General features: G+C 47.8%; 17 protein-coding genes and 1 pseudogene. 17 read left to right on the top strand and 1 reads right to left on the bottom strand.

What is annotated here, in order from left to right; genetic code table 11:
- From BR83_RS0110550 to BR83_RS0110475, 17 genes and pseudogenes are all read left to right on the top strand, one after another.
- Positions 1–576: pseudogene (locus BR83_RS0110550) on the top strand (acetyl-CoA decarbonylase/synthase complex subunit alpha/beta); the annotation flags it as partial.
- Positions 577–693: 117 nt separating this feature from the next.
- Complete coding sequence (gene acsC, locus BR83_RS0110545) at positions 694–2,031, top strand: acetyl-CoA decarbonylase/synthase complex subunit gamma (RefSeq protein WP_027357052.1); 1,338 nt, start codon at positions 694–696, stop codon at positions 2,029–2,031.
- A 134-nt stretch (positions 2,032–2,165) separates the two neighbouring features.
- Complete coding sequence (locus BR83_RS0110540; protein ID WP_027357051.1) at positions 2,166–2,924, top strand: ATP-binding protein; 759 nt, start codon at positions 2,166–2,168, stop codon at positions 2,922–2,924.
- A gap of 46 nt (positions 2,925–2,970) precedes the next feature.
- Positions 2,971–3,921, top strand: coding sequence for an acetyl-CoA decarbonylase/synthase complex subunit delta (locus tag BR83_RS0110535; protein ID WP_027357050.1), 951 nt, complete (start codon positions 2,971–2,973; stop codon positions 3,919–3,921).
- 41 nt (positions 3,922–3,962) lie between these two features.
- Positions 3,963–4,757: a methyltetrahydrofolate cobalamin methyltransferase gene (locus tag BR83_RS0110530; protein ID WP_027357049.1), complete on the top strand. Its 795-nt coding sequence runs from the start codon at positions 3,963–3,965 to the stop codon at positions 4,755–4,757.
- Between the two features lie 198 nt (positions 4,758–4,955).
- Positions 4,956–6,965, top strand: a complete 2,010-nt coding sequence (locus BR83_RS0110525; RefSeq protein ID WP_027357048.1) for a CoB--CoM heterodisulfide reductase iron-sulfur subunit A family protein — start codon at positions 4,956–4,958, stop codon at positions 6,963–6,965.
- A 17-nt stretch (positions 6,966–6,982) separates the two neighbouring features.
- The gene (locus tag BR83_RS0110520) at positions 6,983–7,537 is read left to right on the top strand and encodes a 4Fe-4S dicluster domain-containing protein (protein ID WP_051618131.1); all 555 of its coding nucleotides are present in this window, start codon (positions 6,983–6,985) and stop codon (positions 7,535–7,537) included.
- 22 nt (positions 7,538–7,559) lie between these two features.
- Positions 7,560–8,447 carry a CoB--CoM heterodisulfide reductase iron-sulfur subunit B family protein gene (locus BR83_RS0110515; protein WP_027357046.1) on the top strand — a complete coding sequence of 296 codons (888 nt, stop codon included), beginning with the start codon at positions 7,560–7,562 and terminating at the stop codon, positions 8,445–8,447.
- Between the two features lie 84 nt (positions 8,448–8,531).
- Complete coding sequence (locus tag BR83_RS16745; RefSeq protein ID WP_157833004.1) at positions 8,532–8,972, top strand: hydrogenase iron-sulfur subunit; 441 nt, start codon at positions 8,532–8,534, stop codon at positions 8,970–8,972.
- 2 nt (positions 8,973–8,974) lie between these two features.
- Positions 8,975–9,910: a Coenzyme F420 hydrogenase/dehydrogenase, beta subunit C-terminal domain gene (locus BR83_RS0110510; RefSeq protein ID WP_027357045.1), complete on the top strand. Its 936-nt coding sequence runs from the start codon at positions 8,975–8,977 to the stop codon at positions 9,908–9,910.
- A 20-nt stretch (positions 9,911–9,930) separates the two neighbouring features.
- Positions 9,931–10,953: a 4Fe-4S dicluster domain-containing protein gene (locus BR83_RS0110505; protein WP_027357044.1), complete on the top strand. Its 1,023-nt coding sequence runs from the start codon at positions 9,931–9,933 to the stop codon at positions 10,951–10,953.
- Positions 10,950–11,789, top strand: coding sequence for an FAD/NAD(P)-binding protein (locus BR83_RS0110500; RefSeq protein WP_027357043.1), 840 nt, complete (start codon positions 10,950–10,952; stop codon positions 11,787–11,789). The genes BR83_RS0110505 and BR83_RS0110500 overlap by 4 nt, the downstream gene beginning before the upstream one ends.
- A 138-nt stretch (positions 11,790–11,927) precedes the next feature.
- Entirely contained in the window at positions 11,928–13,154 is a 1,227-nt protein-coding gene (locus tag BR83_RS0110495) for a (Fe-S)-binding protein (RefSeq protein WP_027357042.1), read from the top strand.
- Positions 13,155–13,286: 132 nt separating this feature from the next.
- The gene (locus tag BR83_RS0110490; RefSeq protein ID WP_034635163.1) at positions 13,287–16,292 is read left to right on the top strand and encodes a CoB--CoM heterodisulfide reductase iron-sulfur subunit A family protein; all 3,006 of its coding nucleotides are present in this window, start codon (positions 13,287–13,289) and stop codon (positions 16,290–16,292) included.
- Positions 16,293–16,295: 3 nt separating this feature from the next.
- A complete protein-coding gene (locus tag BR83_RS15690; RefSeq protein WP_084327195.1) occupies positions 16,296–16,745 on the top strand; it encodes a hydrogenase iron-sulfur subunit in 450 nt (149 codons plus the stop codon).
- Positions 16,742–17,413 carry a methylenetetrahydrofolate reductase C-terminal domain-containing protein gene (locus BR83_RS0110480; RefSeq protein WP_027357040.1) on the top strand — a complete coding sequence of 224 codons (672 nt, stop codon included), beginning with the start codon at positions 16,742–16,744 and terminating at the stop codon, positions 17,411–17,413. The genes BR83_RS15690 and BR83_RS0110480 overlap by 4 nt, the downstream gene beginning before the upstream one ends.
- Complete coding sequence (locus BR83_RS0110475) at positions 17,410–18,333, top strand: methylenetetrahydrofolate reductase (RefSeq protein ID WP_027357039.1); 924 nt, start codon at positions 17,410–17,412, stop codon at positions 18,331–18,333. Before BR83_RS0110480 ends, BR83_RS0110475 begins: the two co-directional genes overlap by 4 nt.
- Before the next feature lie 60 nt (positions 18,334–18,393).
- On the opposite strand, the gene gap is transcribed toward BR83_RS0110475, so the two are convergent.
- Positions 18,394–19,401: a type I glyceraldehyde-3-phosphate dehydrogenase gene (gene gap / locus BR83_RS0110470; RefSeq protein WP_027357038.1), complete on the bottom strand. Its 1,008-nt coding sequence runs from the start codon at positions 19,399–19,401 to the stop codon at positions 18,394–18,396.
- Positions 19,402–19,555: the final 154 nt, after the last annotated feature.

Raw genomic sequence — 19,555 nt, 5'->3', positions numbered from 1 at the left:
TCCTATGAAATCAACCCCCACGGGCCGAACCAGCCCATCAAGCTGGAGGGGCTGATCGATCCGGTCAAGGGGCAGTGGAAGTCGGTCAACGAATTTGTCTTCAACAATTCCCAGCGTACCATCGAGGTAGTCAACTTCTACACCATCATGGAATATCCCATGACTTCCTGCGGCTGCTTCGAGTGCATCCTGGCCATGGTGCCGGAATGCAACGGCTTCATGGTGGTCAACCGGGAACACAGCGGTATGACTCCCTCGGGGATGACCTTCTCCACCATGGCCGGCACCATTGGCGGCGGTGCCCAGATGCCCGGCTTCATGGGTATCAGTAAATCCTACCTGGCTTCCCGCAAGTTCGTCCCGGCCGATGGCGGCCTGGCCCGGCTGGTATGGATGCCCAAGGCCCTGAAAGAGCAGCTGCGGCCGCAGCTGGAGGAAGCCGCCGAGGCAGCCGGCCTGGGCAGGGACTTCGTCGATAAGATTGCCGATGAAACCGTGGGCACCAGCGGCGAGGAGATCCTGCCCTTCCTGGAGGAAAAGGGACACCCGGCCCTGAGCATGCCTCCACTGCTGTAAAAATTGGTTTATCCGGAGCTAGAAATAAACATATCCCAGGAGGACACCTGTATAATATAGGTGTCCTCCGGGTATGTGTTATTAAATTGAAAATGAAAAAGAAAGGGGAATAGGAGAATGGGTTTAACAGGTTTGGAAATTTTTAAGCAACTACCCAAGACCAACTGCAAGGATTGTGGTCATCCGACCTGCCTGGCTTTCGCCATGGCCATGGCAGCTGGGAAAGCTGGCCTCGATCAGTGCCCCCACGTAAGCGAAGCAGCAAAGGAAGCACTGGGTGCTGCATCAGCTCCTCCCGTTGCCCTGGTAAAAATCGGAACAGGCGAGAAAGAACTCACCCTGGGTAATGAAACCGTACTTTTCCGTCACGACAAGCGATTTGAGCATCCTGCAGGAATTGCCATTACGGTAAGCGACACCGCCAGTGAAGATGAAATTACCGCCAGGGTAAGCCAGATCAATAAACTTATCTTTGATCGGGTGGGACAGCTTCATAATGTCAACCTGGTAGCTATCACCAACGATTCCGGTGATGCAGGTAAATTCGCCGCAGCAGCAAAACTAGCATCAGAAAACACTGATTATCCTCTGATTTTAATAACAGAAGATACGGCAGCCATGGAAAAGGCTCTTGAAGCCGTAGGGGGCAAAAAGCCACTGCTTTGTGGAGCTACTGCATCCAACTACGAAGGTATGACTGCACTGGCCAAAAAGTATGAAGCACCCCTGGTGGTCAAAGGTGCCGACCTCAATGAGCTGGCTGAGTTAGTAGAAAAAGTAACGGCCCTGGGTCATAAGCAATTGATTTTAGATTCAGGCGCTCGGGAAGTTCATAAAGTGCTGGCCGATCAAACCCAGATTCGCCGCCAGGCTTTAAAACGCTTCCGCCCCTTCGGTTATCCAACCATTACCTTTGTCACCAACGATGATCCGGTTCAGGCTGTTGCCGATGCCGCTGTGTACATTTGTAAATATGCGGGTATTGTGGTACTTCAAACGGCTGATCCGGCGGACATTCTGCCTTTGATCACCCTGCGGCTGAACATCTACACAGATCCACAGAAGCCAATTGCGGTAGAATCCAAGATCTACGAAATTGGCAACCCCGGACCCGATGCCCCGGTATACGTTACGACAAACTTCTCCCTCACCTATTTCTGCGTGGCCGGAGATGTGGAAGCCAGCCGGGTACCCGGTTATATTCTCGCAGTAGATACCGACGGCATCTCCGTTCTTACCGGATGGGCTGCCGGGAAATTTACCGCAGAGAAAATTGCCGAGATGCTCAAAGAATCCGGGATTGCCGAAAAGGTATCCCATCGGAAGGTGATTATCCCCGGAGGCGTTGCCGTGTTAAGCGGCAAGCTGCAAGAGCTTTCCGGTTGGGAAGTGCTGGTAGGGCCGCGTGAATCAGCAGCTATTCCTTCTTTCCTGAAACTGCGCTGGAATGTCTGATCGAGCGGCGTTCCTGTCTGATATTACAGGTCGGGCAAATTCAAACCCCATCATCACTGCCTGGCATATAACCAACATTTCCGCTACCGGAACCAAACACAACGGGACAATATTCACGAAGGGAAGTGGTACGGATGGCCTTTACCATTGCCATTGCCGGTAAAGGTAGTACGGGTAAAACCACACTAGCCGCACTCTTAATCAGGCAACTTATCCAGGCAGGAAAAGGGCCCGTCCTGGCTGTAGATGCTGATGCTAACGCCAACCTGAACGAAGCTTTAGGCATTGATGTGGAAGATACCATTGCAGATATTATGGCCCGGATTAACAATAACCTGGAACCTCTTCCAGCAGGCATGACAAAAGATCAGTATCTGGCGTTTCGTATACACCAATCTTTAGCTGAAGGAGATGATGTAGATCTCCTGGTCATGGGTGGCCCGGAGGGTCCAGGTTGTTATTGCTTCGTCAATAACCTGGTGCGGGGCTTCATGCAGGAGCTGAGCAACAATTATGCCTATGTAGTAATGGATAATGAAGCCGGGCTAGAACATTTGAGCCGCCGCACTACAGAAAATGTAGATATACTTTTTGTAACCAGCGACGCCAGCGTCCGGGGCATCCGCTCGGCTGGTCGGGTAAAGGAACTGGTCGAGAACCTGGCGCTGCAAATCAAGAAAATGTACCTGGTTGTAAGTAAAGTTAACAATGGTACAATGGAAACCCTGGAAGGCGAAATCAAGAAAACAGGTCTTGAGCTGATCGGTACTATTCCACAGGATGAACAGGTCTTTCAGTACGACCTGCAGGGGAAACCGTTGGCTGAACTACCCGATGATTCACCGGTGGTAACTGCTGTAACAAAAATTATGCAGAAAGCCGCTATCCTGTAAAAGAGTGCTCTTCTTACCCCAATTTAATGTGAAAGGAGCGTCTGCCATGGCCGTTACTATAGTTAAAGAAAGATGGACCAATAAAGTTGGAGAAGTAGTCCTAGGAACAGAGCCAAACGTTGTTAAAATAGGTGGCGAAAGTACTCTCCCTTTTCTGCATTTCGAAGGTGAAATGCCCAACCGGCCGGCTATAGCCCTGGAAGTATGGGATATGGAGCCTACCAACTGGCCGGAAATTCTGACCAGCGCCTATGCCGGTGTATTAAATGATCCCGTAGCCTGGGCAAAAAAATGCGTTGAATACGGAGCAGATCTGGTCTGCTTAAGCCTTGTCAGCGCGCATCCTGATAATAAGAACAGCACACCGGAGGAGTGCGCCCAGCTGGCCAAAGCGGTGGCCGACGCAGTTAATGTTCCGCTAATTATTCTGGGGTGTGGCGTAGAAGAAAAAGATGCCCAGGTACTGGAAAAGGTTGCCGAGGTCCTTGCCGGTCGCAATTTCCTCCTGGGCTGTGCCACCCAGGAAAATTACAAGACCATTACCGCTGCCTGTATAGTACATGGTCATAATATCATTGCATCCACCCCACTGGACATTAACCTGGAAAAGCAGCTTAACATTTTAATCACAGAAATGAACCTGCCTGCCAATCGCATTGTTATAGACCCTTCGGTAGGTGCGCTGGGTTACGGAATTGAATACGCTTATTCCATTATGGAACGGACTCGCATTGGTGCCCTTACCGGTGATAAGATGATGGCCATGCCGGTTATTTGTCTGCTAGGGCAGGAAGTTTGGAAAACTAAAGAAGCCAAGAGTACAACAGAAGAAGCACCTGAATGGGGAGAACAGGAGCGCCGGGCCATCCTGTGGGAATTAATTACTGCCGTCGCTTTCGCCCAGGCGGGTGGCTCCCTGTTTGTCATGCGTCACCCGGAATCTTTAAAGCAATTCCGGGCTCATATTGATAAGTTAATGCAATCCAATGCCTACTAAGGTGGTTTATAAATTTTTAATAAAAGGAAGGTGTAAAAGGTATGATCCTCATTGGTGAGCGGATCAACGGTATGTTCAAAGATATCCGGGAAGCCATATTAAACAAGGACCCGGAACCCATCCGCTACTGGGCCAGACGCCAGTATGAAAATTGTGCCGCTTACCTGGATATTAACACCGGCCCGACCGTAGACCCCAAGGACCAGCCGGCGGTAATGGAGTGGCTGGTTAAGATTGCTCAGGAAACCGTACCCCTGCCCTGCTGCATTGACTCTACAAATCCAGAAGCTATTGAGGCCGGGCTGGCTGTTCATAAAGGTAAGGCTATGATTAACTCCACCACTGCCGATCAGTGGAAAATGGATATATATTTCCCCATGGCCAAAAAATATAATGCTGCCATTATAGGCCTGGCCATGAATGAAAAAGGTGTACCAAAAAGCGCAGCTGACCGGGTAGCCCTGGCCATGGAAATTGTGGTTAATGCTGACGCCCACGGTATCCCCATGGAAGATCTGTATATCGATCCCCTGATGCTGCCCTGTAACGTGGCTCAAGATCATGGTCCGGAAGTACTGGAAGCCATACGTCAGGTAAAAACCCTGGCCGACCCGCCTCCCCGGACCACCCTGGGACTGAGCAATGCTTCTCAGCGTTGCACCAACCGTCACCTGATCAACAGGACATTTTTGATCATGTGCATGGCCGCGGGATTAGACTCAGCTATTGCTGACCTGGAAGATCAGGAGCTGCTGGACGCCGTGGCTGCTGCCAACATACTTTTAAACAAAGACATTTATTGCGATTCCTTCCTGAAGACCTTCAGACAAAGGTAAAAAACACAAACCTGGGAAGGGGAAAGCGGTCTTTTACGGCCGTTTTCCCCTTGGTTCATTTCGAAAAATTTTAAGGACACTTGCAGGATTTGCAAGTTATATGGACGAATTATATTACCTGATGTTCATTTAAGGTATCCTCTGCAAGGGGAGCTGGCAGGACTTCTTTTTATTTCGCTCTGTAGGGGAGGGGATATAGTGCCCAGAATTGGCGTCTACATCTGCCATTGTGGCGAGAATATCGCTGGTGCCGTAAATGTAGAAGAGGTGAGAAAATACGCCGAACAACTTCCCGGTGTTGTGCTGGCACGTAATTACCTATTTATGTGCTCAGATCCGGGCCAGGAATTGATCAAGCAGGATATTAGAAACGGACTCATTGACCGGGTAGTGGTAGCAGCCTGTACTCCCCGCACGCATGAACCGATATTCCGTAAAGCAGTGGAGGACGGCGGGCTTAATAAGTATCTACTGGAAATGGCTAATATCCGCGATCAGGACAGCTGGCCTCACTGGCAGGATAAAGAGGGAGCAACAGAAAAAGCCAAAAAACTGGTAGCCAGTGCGGTAGCAAAGGCGGCTTACCTGGAACCGCTGGAGGACAGATTCGTAGAGGTAACCCGTGCCTCGCTGGTCGTTGGCGGCGGAGTATCCGGTATGTTCGCAGCACTGGATCTGGCCAATATGGGTTATAAAGTTTATCTGGTAGAAAAGAACCCCTCCGTGGGAGGTAACATGGCTAAACTCGATAAAACTTTCCCCACCAACGACTGTTCAGCCTGTATCTTAACCCCTATTATGGTCCAGGTGGGAACCCATCCTAATATCGAATTATTAACATATTCCGAAGTTGAATCTGTAGAAGGATCTGTAGGTAATTTTAAAGTGAAGGTAAGAAAGAAACAGACTTATATTGATTGGGATAAGTGTACGGGGTGCGGTGACTGTGTAAATGCCTGCCCGGCCAAAGTTCCCAATGAATTCAATGAGGGGATGAATAACCGCAAAGCTATTTACATTGAATTCCCACAGGCTGTACCTAAACGGGCCGTTGTGGATATAGAGCACTGTTTGAACTGTGCAAAGCGGGTCATGGGTACCCAGCCAAGAATTCATTCCAAAACAGGCGAACCCATTCTTGCTCCCTGTGAAAAAGCCTGTAAAACCGGGGCGTGTGACCGTTCAAGGGCTTATAATCCTGAAGGCGAGCTCATTGAGCTTAATGTAGGCACCATTATTATAGCCACAGGCTATAAAGTAATGGACAAAGAGCCTTTTAAAGAATATTCTCCGCAATCACCCAATGTTATTACTGCTATGCAACTTGAGCGCATCCTCTCGGCAACCGGTCCAACGGATGGTCAATTGAAGCGTCCTTCGGATGGTGAAAAACCCAAAACCATTGCTTTTATCTCGTGTGTGGGAAGTCGTGATAAAAGGTTCCATACCTATTGTTCCAAGGTCTGCTGCATGTACATGTTAAAAGAAGCCAGGTTAATCAAAGAAAAATATCCTAACATAAATATTTACATCTTCTTCATCGATGTGCGAACGGGTGGTAAAGACTTCGAGGAGTATTATAACTACTGCCGCAATCTTGGTATCAGGATGCTTCGCGGTCGTGTCGGTGCTGTGGATGAACTGCCAGGTGATCGTTTGAGAGTGCGGGCCTTTGATGTCGACCTTGGTGCACCTGTGGAACTGGAGGCAGATCTGGTGGTTTTAGCCACGGCCATCGAACCTGCCCCTGCTCTGGAGGAACTGGGTCGTAAAATGGGTATCACCTGTGGCAGTGAAGGCTTCCTGAAGGAGTTGCACACCAAACTCTATCCCGTAGAAACATCAGTGAAGGGTATTTATATTGCTGGTTGTGCCCAGGGTCCCAAAGATATACCCGAATCTGTTTCCCAGGCACGCGCTGCTTCCTCAGCAGCCGCAGTACCACTCACACTGGGCAAGGTAATAGTTGAGCCGTTAATTTCAGAAGTTAACCAGCGGAAGTGCTCTGGCTGCGGAACCTGCGTACAGCTGTGTCCATACTCAGCAATTAGCCTGGTGGAAGATAAAGGTAAGTTGCACTCCAAAATTGATGAAGCTTTATGTGCCGGCTGTGGTATTTGCGCGGCAGCATGCCCATCGGGAGTTATTACACTGCACGGCTTTACCAATACCCAGATTTTTGCGCAGATTAAGGCTCTGGCCAGCTGAGTTGGGGGTGATCAGGGGTGACTAATGAGCAAGCAGTGGCCGATATAATTAATCTCTCGGAAGGCGATTCCAGTCTGGCCAATGAAATCAGGGAATTAGGCGGCGAGGAGCTACTGGAATGTATCCAGTGCGCCAAGTGTGCCGCCGCCTGTCCTCTGGCGCTGGCTGGTTTTTCCTTCTTTAACAAACGGGTTATTCAGGCAGTTCTTATGGGATTGCGGGATGCTCTGTTAGACGATTCATCCATCTGGGCTTGCCAGTCATGCAATCGCTGCACGGAAATTTGCCCGCGGGAAGTTAATCCCTTTGAAATTATTCAAGCCATGAGGCGGGTGGCAATAAGGGAGTTTGCTCTGCCAACATTATCCATCGAGGGTCTTAAATCTTTATACGATACCGGACATGCTGTTTATCTGGCAGGTGCCGGTAATACACGAAATAAAGTGGGTCTACCAGAAAAGCCCCCTTCCACAGTTGCCAACCCGGAAGCTTTAAAGGAACTGCAGGCAATTTTAAGAAAAACAGCCCTGGCCGAGCTGGGAATTATCCCCATGGAAGAGCCCGGCGTATAAGGAAACTTGCGAGGTGTAGCCAATGAAAGTAGGTTTCTTTGTCGGCTGCAACACTGCCTTCAACAGGCCGGATTTGGAACAGGCAGTTCGTTACGCGTTCCCCGCACTTGGTATAGAGCTGGACAACCTGGAAGGGCAGTCATGCTGCCCCAGCTGGGGAACGATGCCATCTGTAGATGTGGTAGGCTGGTGTGTCGTTGGAGCCAGGAACCATACCATTGCCGAAGAAAAAGGCCTGGACATAGTAACAGTTTGCGGTAGCTGTTATGGAAGCCTGGCTGAATCAAAATATAAGATGGATACACATCCAGAAATTAAGGAACAGGTCAATAATATTCTTAAGGATTTTGGCAGGGAATATAAGGGAACCAGCAATGTAAGGTTAACATTCTATTATCTTTATCATGAACTGGGCCCTGACAAAATTAAAGAAGCTATTAAATATAAGCTCGATGGCCTTAAAGTAGCTCTGCAGCCGGGATGCCATACCCTGTGGCCAAGCAAGGTCTATTATGACAAAGAAGAAGATCCCTTCCATCCCAGGGTATTGAAGGAAATGTGCGAAGCCCTGGGAGCAACAGTCGGTCATTATACCCGTCTAATCGACTGTTGCGGTATGGGTGCCATGCGGAGTACTGATATGGAAAAATCTTTAAAACTTGTTGAAAGAAAACTTCTCTCCATGAAGAGTGAAGTTAATCCAGACCTTATTGTAACTGGTTGCAGTTCCTGTTTAATCCAGCTTGATACGGCCCAGGAATTTCTACGCAACAGTAAGAAAATTAATTTTGAAATTCCTGTTCTCCATTACATGCAGGTCCTGGCATTATGTCTGGGAGCTGATCCGGAGAAGGTTACCGGCCTGGCAAAGACAAACGTTAAACCCATCATTGAAAGAATCGTGGGGTAACAAAACAGTCTATTCGCCACCAATAATTAACACCTGCAAAGAAAGGATTATTCATGCTTCGCTTTGAAAGGAGTGAAAAAGATAATGGAGAAACAATTTGCACCAAAAATCATTGCTTTTCTCTGTAACTGGTGTAGTTACGCAGGAGCGGACCTCGCCGGTTCATTGAGATTCCAGTATCCTCCCAACGTAACAATAATAAGGGTGCCCTGCTCAGGAAGGGTTTCCCCTATGTTCATACTGAAAGCCCTCTTTACCGGTGTTGATGGTGTTCTGGTGGGTGGGTGACACCCCGGAGACTGCCACTATGGTAGTGGCAATTATAACGCTGAAAGACGCGCCAAGGTTACCCAGCGACTCCTGGGTGCTCTGGGAATCGAGCAGGACAGGTTCCGGCTAGCCTGGATTTCCGCATCGGAAGGAGCGAAATTTGCAGAGACAATTAATGAATTTACTGCTCAACTGCAGGAACTGGGACCCAATCCGCTGCGTTTATCTTCGGGTAGAGAAAGCGGGGTGTTATAAGCATGGATGATATTACCAGAGCGATTCAAGAGACGGCAAAAAATCTCCTGCTAAATAAAGAAGTTGATGTGGTAGTGGGTTTTGCCAGGGGGAGCCTTCCCTTACGCAATACCCCGTGTTTTGTTCGCCAACCAGATGATGTACAAAAGCTGATATGGGGTTATGGATGTGAAAATAACCTGGCCAACTACCTCCGCAAGCGACCAGAAAAAATAGCTGTAATAGCCAAAGGATGCGATACTCGTTCCATAGTAGAACTTATTAAAGAAAATCAAATCGACCGCAATAAACTGGTAATTATTGGCGTACCATGCCAGGGTATGATTGACCGTAAAAAAATAACCCGATTGTTAGCAGGAAGAGAGCTGCTGGAGGGAGAAGTAAAAGACGGTCAAGTTATATTAAAAGGGAGAGAGTTTAGGGAAATTATTCCCCTGAATCAACTGCTTTATGATACCTGCTTGAATTGCCAGCATCCCAATCCGGTGCTGTCCGATATCCTGATAGGTGAACCGGTCCCGGTTAAAGAAAACGCATGTTTTACTGATGTGGAAGAATTTGAAGCAAAAACGCCAGCAGAAAAATGGGCTTATTTCCAAGAAGAACTATCCAGGTGTATTCGCTGCTACGCCTGCCGTCAGGCCTGTCCCATGTGCTATTGTGAAGAATGCTTTGCTGATTGCTCAATGCCCCAGTGGCTGAGCAAGTCATCTTTAAATACACAGGACAACATATTTTTCCAGGCTGTAAGGGTACTTCACCTGGCGGGGCGTTGCGTGGATTGTGGAGCATGTGATCGTGCCTGTCCCATGGGAATTAACCTGCGCACTTTAACCCGTAAAATGGTTAAAGATGTTCAAGAATTATTTGGTTATACCGCGGGGATCAGGCTGGATCAAAAACCTCCGCTGGCTGCTCCGATTAGTACCATAAATTAAGGCGGGAGGTGAGAAGAGTGTTGATTTTAAATCAAGACCAGCTCGCCAACTGGTTAAATCAGCTAATAGATACCTATAAGGTTTTTGCCCCGGTAAAAGATGGCGATCATTACACTTTCAAAGAAATTAGTTCCGGTAATCAGGTTACTTTAAATTATACCAATACCAAAGTTCCGCCTAAGGAAGTACTTTTCCCACGTTCTGAAAAACTCTTTTGCTATCGTCATGAAAATGAGGGCATCCAGCTTGAGGAGAAAATAGATGAAAGCAAGAAGGTAATATTCGGGTTAAGACCTTGTGACGCCAAAGGTTTTCTATTGCTCGATAACGTCTTCAATAATGATAAATACCAGGATCCGTATTACTTAAACAGAAGAAAAAATACCGTACTGGTGGGTCTCGGGTGTAATCAACCGGCAACCACATGCTTCTGTACATCCCTGGGGGGTGGGCCCTTCGCTTCTGAAGGGTTAGATATTTTACTTGTTGATATTGGTAACCGGTATGTGGTTGAAGTTGTCACAGAGAAAGGCCAGGAATTGCTATCCGGGCTGAATTTGCCTGCCGCCGAACCCGAGGCCCAGGAAGCCGCTCGAAGGGTGAAGGAAGGGGCAGCACTTTCAACCTGTATTAACCTGGACGGCTTAAAGGCTAAACTGGATGTTATCTTCTATGATCCCATCTGGGATCTAATTCATGAAAAATGCCTGGGTTGTGCCGCCTGTACTTATTCGTGTCCAACATGTCACTGTTTTGATATTGTCGACGAAGCTGAAGGAAAAGAAGGTTGCCGCATACGCAACTGGGATGCATGCATGTTCCCGCTGTTTACCCTCCACGGTTCCGGTCATAACCCGCGGCCGACGGGCAAAGAGCGGTTCCGTCAACGGGTAATGCATAAATTTAAATATTTTGTGGATAACTTCAATGCTGTGGCGTGTGTTGGCTGTGGCAGGTGTATTATAAATTGCCCTGTTAATCTGGATATCCGGGAAGTGCTGGCGGAGATCCAGGGATTGGAAGTGAGGTCTGATAAACAATGAAAAACCCCTATCTTCCACTTCCCATGCGGCTGGTAAAAAACTTTATTGAAACTGAGGACAATCTTATTCATACCTTTACCCTGGAATTCCTGAGAGAAGAAGATGAAAAATCGTTCCAATATCTGCCTGGCCAGTTTGCCGAGGTTTCTGTATTTGGTACAGGTGAGGCACCTTTCGGTATTGCCTCCTCGCCTACAGAACCCGGCCACCTGAAATTTTCAGTGGCTAAAGTAGGCGTGGTAACCACAACTCTGCACCAGCTTCCAGAAGGCACTATTCTGGGCGTACGGGGACCGCTGGGTAACAATTACCCTCTGGAAGAGTTTAAAGGTAAAAACCTGGTAGTAATAGGTGGTGGCTTTGCTTTCACCACATTAAGATCGCTGATAACTTACATTCTTCATCCCGAACACAGGGGGGATTACGGAGATTTAACAGTTATATATGGTGCCCGTAACCCCGGTCTACTGCTTTACAAGGAAGAGCTGGCGGAATGGGAAAAGCGTTCGGATATTAATCTTGTCTGTACCATAGACCGTCCGGTTGAAGGATGGAATGGTCGGGTAGGTTTTGTGCCGGCAGTAACTAAAGAAGTAGCTCCCAGTGCGAATAACGCTTATGCTGTTATTTGTGGTCCACCGGTGATGATCAAATTTACCATGCCAGTACTTGAAGAACTGGGCTTCCCACCGGAACGGATTATTATGTCCCTGGAAAACCGGATGAAATGTGGTATTGGCATGTGCGGTAGATGTAATGTGGGAAATAAATATGTTTGCAAAGATGGCCCGGTCTTTACACGAGCACAACTTAATCAATTGCCGAACGAATATTAAATAGAGATTAAAATTATTTGATAGATAAATATAGAGAAAAATATTAACTCCGGTCTGTGCCGGCCTGATAAGGTCCGGCGCAGAACCGGAGGGCTTATTGTGTGTGGGATGGTCAAAAAGCCTTTAGGGGAGGGTTCCATGGTGAAAGCTATTTTGGCTGCTGACTTAGATCCCGCTTTCCGGGATGAGTTAGCGGAAAAGATGAAAAGTTTGGACTTTGCCAATTGCTTAACGTGCGGTGCCTGTACAGCCGGCTGTGTTTTTTCTGACCTTCATCCCAGCAACGATCCCCGTAAAATGTTGCGCAGGGTAATCCTGGGGATGCGGGAAGAAATTTTAAAGGATCCCTTTATCTGGTATTGTACAATGTGTGAGCGGTGTACGGTAGAATGCCCCATGGGTGTAAATATCGCTGCTGTAACCAGAACCATTCGCGGTTATTTTCGTACCGATTCACCCGGTTTTCTGCAGAAAGTAGTTGACGATACTCTTAAGTCCGGAAACCAGATGGATGTACAACCCGATGAATATTTAGAAACCCTGGAATGGCTTCAGGAAGAACTGCAGGCTGAATTAAATGATCCCAATTATCGTATTCCCATCGATGTGAAAGAAGCTGATTTCCTTTTTGGTTTCAATGCCCGGGAGGTTAAATATTATCCAAACGAGTTACAAAAAATCTTAAAAATTTTCTACGCTGCCGGAGTTAATTATACCTTGAGTTCTCAAAAGTGGGATGCCACAAACCTGGCTCTTTTTAGTGGTAAGGACGAAGATTTCTGGAAAATTACCGAACCAATGCTTCAAGAAGTAGTACGGTTAAAAGCCAGGGAGCTGGTTATCACCGAATGCGGGCACGCCTTCCGTTCAGTGCGCTGGGGTTACCGTACTTTCTGGAAAGGTCCCCAATTTCCCATCCGAAGCATTCTAGAGGTACTGGATGAATGGATACAGCAGGGCCGGATTAAGCTTGACCCTTCCAGAAATCCCGAACCAGTTACCCTTCATGACCCCTGCAACCTGGTGCGCAAGGAAGGAATAATCGAACCACAACGCAGGGTATTAAAAGCAGCAGTAACGGACTTCAGAGAGATGTTTCCCAACGGTCGCTGGAATTATTGCTGCGGTGCTGGCGGCGGTGCCCTGGCTATGCCTGAATATACAGAGCAGCGTTTAATAAAAGGTAAACGTAAGGCGGACCAGCTTCGAGCCACGGGAGCTAAGGTTGTAGCCATACCCTGCCACAACTGCATGGACCAGTTCAACGATCTTAATAAGCATTACCAGCTGGGGATGAAGATGGAGCACATATGTAGCCTTGTAGAAAGGGCATTGATTATTTCCGAAGAAAAATCACAATCTTAGTTATACTTGAAAAAAATATACATGAAATTCATTTCAACCAGTGGATTGTACTTCAATGAAAACTAAAAAATAACTATTATTCAAACAATATCCAAATAATTATTATTCAGGAAAGGACGGATGTGATGTTTAATGAGCAATAGCAAAGTAGGGTCGGTACTGGTGGTGGGAGGGGGCATTGCGGGAATCCAGGCCTCTCTGGATCTTGCTGAATCAGGCTATCTTGTATACCTGGTGGAAAGCTCGCCAGCCATTGGCGGTACCATGCCTATGCTGGATAAAACCTTTCCCACTAATGACTGCTCTATGTGCATCCTTTCCCCGAAGTTGGTGGAATGTGGTCGTCATTTAAACATTAAAACGTACACCTGTGCCGATGTGGTGGATATTCAGGGAGAGGCGGGAAATTTTACAGTAACTATCCGCCAGCGCCCCCGTTATGTTCACGTGGACAAGTGTAAAGGATGTGGTGAATGCGCAGAAGCCTGCCCAATTGACGTCCCCTCGGAATTCGACCAGGGAATTGGAGAACACAAGGCAATATATAAACCTTACGCCCAGGCTTTTCCCAATGCCTACGTTATTAATAAGGAACATTGTATTGAATGCGGTGCCTGCGAGGAAGCCTGTCAGGCCGGTGCCATTGACCACTCCATGGAAGAAGAAACCATCGAACTTAACGTGGGAGCAGTCGTTCTTTGCCCGGGATTTCAAAAGTTTGACCCCAGCCAGTTAACTTACTATGGATATGGTAAATTTCCTAACGTATTAACCAGCCTTGAGTTCGAACGTATTCTCAGCGCTTCCGGCCCATTCCAGGGTCACCTGGTTAGACCTTATGATAATAAAGAACCCCGGCGAATTGCCTGGATTCAATGCGTTGGTTCCCGTAACTGCCGGATAGATCACGGTTATTGTTCTTCAGTATGCTGTATGTATGCTATAAAGGAAGCAGTTATTGCAAAGGAACACAGCAAGGAACCATTAGAAACAACCATCTTTTACATGGACATGCGTACCTATGGTAAAGGATTTGAAAAATATTATAACCGGGCAAAGGATGAGCTAGGGGTTAGATTTATTCGGTCGAGAGTTTATGATATTACAGAAGTAGGCGATGAAAGCAAAAATCTGCGTATTCGCTATGCCGAAGAAGACGGTACCATCCGGGAAGAAGAATTTGATCTGGTGGTTCTGTCCGTTGGCCTTGAACCATCTCCTGAAATAGCAGAATTATGCCAAAAAGTAGGACTCGAGGTAAACAAATACGGGTTTGCAGAACCTGCACCTCTCACTGGCGTAGGAACAAATAAGCCGGGTATTTTCATTGCCGGCGCATTCAGCGCTCCCAAAGATATTCCGGAAACAGTAATGCAAGCCAGTGCAGCAGCAGGTGCTTCAGCCAGCCTCCTGGCAGAAGCACGGAACACACTGGTAAAAGAAAAAGAATTTCCTCCAGAGAAGGACTTCAGCGGGGAGCCGCCGCGCATTGGTGTTTTTGTCTGTCACTGCGGTGTGAACATTGGCAGTGTGGTTAATGTTCCCGAAGTAGTAGAAATGGCCAGAAACTTGCCCAATGTAGTTTATGCCGGCGAGTATCTCTATGCATGCTCCCAGGACAGCCAGGCATCAATGAAGCAGATTATAGAAGAATACGGATTAAACCGGGTAGTGGTTGCCTCGTGCAGTCCGCGAACCCATAAGCCTCTTTTCCAGGAAACTGTTCGGGAAGCCGGGCTTAACCGGGCGCTTTTTGAAATGGCCAACATCCGCGACCAGTGTTCGTGGGTGCATATGCACGAGCCGGACAGGGCCACAGAAAAAGCCAAAGACCTGGTTAAAATGGTGGTAGCCAAGGCTGCCCTTCTGGAGCCAGTTTCTCAAATCGTTGCCGGCGTAACCAAAGCCGCCCTGGTCATCGGTGGCGGTGTAACGGGTATGACCAGTGCCCTCTCACTGGCCGATCTAGGCTATAGGGTGCACCTGGTAGAAAAGGAACAACAGCTTGGCGGAGTGGCCAGACGAATCAGGCAGGGGTTAAAAGGAGAAGAAGTACAGCCATTCTTAAATGATCTTGTGAATAAAGTGCTATCCCATTCCAATATTGAGGTTCACCTGGGAGCAGAAGTTCAGACAACTGCTGGTTACGTAGGCAATTTTGTCACCACCCTGACAAACGGAAAAGAATTGCAACATGGTGTAACTATAATTGCCACCGGTGGTGAAGAGTACAAACCTGCAGAATATCTTTACGGTGAAAGCGAGCGTGTATTTACCCAGCTTGAGCTGGAAGCGGCACTGGATAAAGGCGACCCGCGCATTGAAAACGGCAAAACATTTGTACTCATCCAGTGCGTTGGCTCCCGGGAACCGGAGCGACCATATTGCAGCCGGGTATGTTGTGGTAAATCCATAAAGCTGGCATTAAAACTTAAAGAAAAGAATCCATCAGCCAGCGTCTTCGTACTTTACAGGGATATCCGTACCTATGGTTTCCTGGAGGACTATTACCAGGAAGCCCGTCGTAAAGGAGTAATATTTATCCGTTACACCCCCGAAAACAAGCCGCGGGTTGAAAATGAAAACGGCGCCCTTAAAGTTACCGTAAACGACCATGTTCTTGGAGTACCGGTAGTAATTTCTGCCGATGTCATTGGCCTTGCAGCAGCTATTGTACCTTCTTCCAGCAACCGTAAGCTCAGTCAGCTCTTCAAAGTCCCCTTAAATGAAGATGGTTTCTTCCTTGAAGCTCATATGAAATTGCGGCCTGTAGATTTCACTTCAGAAGGCATTTTTATGGCCGGGCTGGCCCATGGACCGAAAAATCTGGAAGAAAACATTGCTCAGGCCAAAGCGGCAGCCGGCAGAGCATCTACTGTTCTCGGAAAAGATCATCTGGAATCCCATGGGATGGTAGCAGTAGTTCAGCAGGATAAATGTGCCGCCTGTCTCACATGTGTCAGGTTATGTCCTTACAATGCACCGAGAATTAGAAATTACGCTGCTGAAATTGAACCGCTGCTTTGCCAGGGCTGTGGCACTTGTGCCGGGGAATGTCCGAACAAGGCCATTACCCTACAGGGTTATAAAGACCATATGCAAATGTCAATGAGCAAAGCTTTATTTGAGGAGGTATAAACTGTGGCGGAATTTGAACCTAAAATCATCGCATTTTGTTGTCATTATTGAGCTTACTCCGCAGCGGACCTGGCAGGTTCGATGCGACTGCAATATTCATCCAATATCCGCATTATTGAAATGCCATGTTCGGGTACCATTGACCACAGGGTACTGCTACAAGCTTTTGAAGATGGTGCTGACGGTGTGTTTGTCGCAGGCTGCATGGAAGGTGATTGCCACTTCCAAAAAGGAAACTATCGGGCTAAAAAGCGGGTTAACGCCGTGAAAAAACTACTGGATGAAATTGGCCTTGGTGGCGATCGCCTGGAAATGTATAATCTCTCGGCGGCCATGGGCCCCCGTTTTGCAGAGATTGCCAATGAAATGACCGAGCGTATTCGCCAGCTGGGTCCAAGTCCATTAAGAAAGGATAAAGCGGGAACCTCAAGGAAAGAAGGTGATGTGGCATGATCATAGCACAACAAAAGCCAATTAAAGATATTGCCGCCATGATTGAGGACTGCAAAAAAGTTCTTCTTGTTGGTTGTGCCGGTTGCGTTACCGTTTGCCTCTCGGGAGGCGAAAAAGAAACTGAAGTTCTGGCCTCCTCGCTGCGCATCATGCGCCGTTTACAGGGTAACCCTCTAGAAACAGTGACAATAACTGCCACAAGGCAATGCGACCCGGAATATATTGAACCTCTGGAAAATCTGGTCAAGGACGTTGATGCCATAATTTCCCTTGCCTGCGGTGTAGGTGTACAGTATCTGGCGGAACGATTCCATGATAAGTGGGTGGTACCTGCCCAGAATACCATGTTTGTGGGCGGTTCCAGAACTCATGGGGTATGGGAAGAAAGGTGCGGCCTTTGCGGGGATTGCATTCTTCACCGTACCGGCGGTATATGCCCCATCATCCGCTGCTCCAAGAGCATTTTAAATGGTCCCTGTGGTGGCTCCCAGTACGGCAAGTGCGAAATCAGTAAAGATGTGGACTGTGCCTGGCAGTTGATTTACGACCGGATGAAAGCTCTGGGTAAGCTGGATAAGTTAATGGAAATCCAGCCGCCCAAAGACTGGTCCAAATCCCGCGACGGAGGACCGCGCAAAGCCATCAGGGAGGATGTGATGATCGGGTGAAAACAGAAAGCAAACTGCAAAAGCTTCTCGATAGCGGACATTTTGCGGTAACTGCAGAAATCGGACCTCCCAAGCATGCGTCCGCCCATGGTATTCGCCATCACGCCCAAATGCTAAAAGACTATGTGGATGCTACCAACATAACTGATTGCCAGACAGCCATCGTAAGGCTTTCCAGTATAGCATCCGCTGTGCACATCCTGGACTGTGGTCTGGAACCCATCGTACAGATGACCTGCCGTGACAGGAATCGTATTGCCATCCAGAGTGATCTTCTGGGTGCTTATAGCCTGGGAGTCAGGAATTTGCTCTGCCTGTCCGGCGATCATCAAAAATTTGGTAATGAGCCGTCGGCTAAAAACGTCTACGATATTGATTCCATACAATTAATTTATTTAATGCGTCGCATGCGTGATGAAAAATTATTCTTCTCCGGTGAGCCCATTAAAGAACATGAACCACGCTTCTTTATCGGGGCTGTTGCCAACCCCTTTGCGGATCCATTTGAGTTCCGTGTAGCCCGCCTGGAGAAAAAAGTAGAGGCCGGGGCAGAGTTCATACAGACGCAATGTATCTTTGACATGGAGCGTTTCGAACGCTTTATGGAAATGGTGAGGGAAAGGGGTATTCACGAGCGGGTACACATTCTGGCAGGAGTCACCCCCCTTAAGAGCTGGCGGGCAGCTAAATACCTGCAAACCAGTGTCTCAGGAATGATTGTACCCGACGATATTGTGGAAAGGCTTAAAAAAGCCGATGATCCCAAGCGGGAAGGCATTGAAATCTGTATTGAACAAATCAAGCATATCCGCACCATTCCAGGTGTACACGGTGTCCATATTATGGCTATTGCCTGGGAAGAAGTGGTACCGGAAATTGTGGAACGGTCTGGACTTTATCCGCGGCCCAAAGTGGAATAAAGCAAAAATCGAACCCCCGCGTAAAGCGGGGGTTTTACATAAAATTTTTATAAAAGATCCTTAAAGCCCTCGGCGGGATAAATACAGAGCAGTATCAACTACCCGGTTTGAGTAGCCCCACTCATTGTCATACCAGGCCACTACTTTAACCAGAATACCATCAATGACCATGGTGGAAAGAGCGTCAACAATTGAGGAATGGGGATTACCGTTAAAATCTCTGGAAACCAGGGGAACTTCACAGTAATCCATAATTCCTTTAAGTTCGCCCTGAGCCGCTTCCTTTAATGCATTATTAATTTCTTCCTTTGTCGCAGGCCGGGAAAGCTCGGCTACCAGGTCGACTACAGAAACATTGGGAGTAGGTACTCGCATGGCCATCCCATTGAGCTTGCCCTTTAATTCAGGCAAAACAAGAGCTACAGCCTTAGCGGCACCAGTGGTGGTAGGAATGATGGACAGGGCTGCTGCACGGGCACGTCTTAGATCTTTATGGGGCAGGTCTAAAATCTGCTGATCGTTAGTGTATGAATGAACGGTAGTCATTAGGCCCCGCACAATACCAAAGCGGTTATGCAACACTTTGACAACCGGTGCCAGGCAGTTCGTGGTGCAGGAAGCACAGGATATAACTTTGTGCCGGGCAGGATCGTATTTATCTTCGTTTACACCCATGACTATGGTTATATCTTCGTTTTTGGCAGGGGCGCTGATTAACACTTTTTTCGCCCCACTTTCCAGGTGTTTGGCGGCATCTTCCCGGGCGGTAAAACGACCGGTAGATTCCACCACTATTTCAACCCCCAGCTCGCCCCAGGGCAATTTACCGGGATCTTTCTCCGAGAACACCTTGACTTTTCTGCCGTTAACAATGAAACCGTCGTCAACTGCTTCCACCTCGCCACGACAGATCCCGTGAACAGAATCATACTTAAGTAAATGAGCCAGTGTAGCAGCATCAGTCAGGTCATTAACTGCCACAACTTCTATTTCCGGATGATTTAAAGCAGCTCGAAACACATTGCGGCCTATACGACCAAAGCCGTTAATTCCAAGTCTTACCGTCATACAGTTCACCCCTTTTCAGGATAGCTACACGTTCTATTTTTTCCAAATGTTAAAGTTTAATGCTTATCCGGTATATTTACCTTGTGTAAAATAAAAAATATCATAGACTATCCTTTAAATGCAATAGTTAGTTCAGAATCCAGAATTACCCGTC

It is taken from the genome of Desulfofundulus thermocisternus DSM 10259, from assembly GCF_000686645.1.
GTDB lineage: Bacteria > Bacillota > Desulfotomaculia > Desulfotomaculales > Desulfovirgulaceae > Desulfofundulus > Desulfofundulus australicus.
The sequence above is the reverse complement of the archived record's forward strand: the minus strand, read 5'-3'. Positions and strand labels throughout refer to the sequence as shown.

Bases quoted from the DNA above. Each gene is read 5' to 3' on its own strand.
- BR83_RS0110510 (WP_027357045.1), top strand. From the start codon at position 8,975: ATGGATGATATTACCAGAGCGATTCAAGAGACGGCAAAAAATCTCCTG.
- BR83_RS0110480 (WP_027357040.1), top strand. From the start codon at position 16,742: ATGATCATAGCACAACAAAAGCCAATTAAAGATATTGCCGCCATGATT.
- BR83_RS0110495 (WP_027357042.1), top strand. From the start codon at position 11,928: ATGGTGAAAGCTATTTTGGCTGCTGACTTAGATCCCGCTTTCCGGGAT.
- BR83_RS0110490 (WP_034635163.1), top strand. From the start codon at position 13,287: ATGAGCAATAGCAAAGTAGGGTCGGTACTGGTGGTGGGAGGGGGCATT.
- BR83_RS0110540 (WP_027357051.1), top strand. From the start codon at position 2,166: ATGGCCTTTACCATTGCCATTGCCGGTAAAGGTAGTACGGGTAAAACC.
- BR83_RS0110530 (WP_027357049.1), top strand. From the start codon at position 3,963: ATGATCCTCATTGGTGAGCGGATCAACGGTATGTTCAAAGATATCCGG.
- BR83_RS0110515 (WP_027357046.1), top strand. From the start codon at position 7,560: ATGAAAGTAGGTTTCTTTGTCGGCTGCAACACTGCCTTCAACAGGCCG.
- BR83_RS0110535 (WP_027357050.1), top strand. From the start codon at position 2,971: ATGGCCGTTACTATAGTTAAAGAAAGATGGACCAATAAAGTTGGAGAA.
- gap (WP_027357038.1), bottom strand. From the start codon at position 19,401: ATGACGGTAAGACTTGGAATTAACGGCTTTGGTCGTATAGGCCGCAAT.
- BR83_RS0110500 (WP_027357043.1), top strand. From the start codon at position 10,950: ATGAAAAACCCCTATCTTCCACTTCCCATGCGGCTGGTAAAAAACTTT.
- acsC (WP_027357052.1), top strand. From the start codon at position 694: ATGGGTTTAACAGGTTTGGAAATTTTTAAGCAACTACCCAAGACCAAC.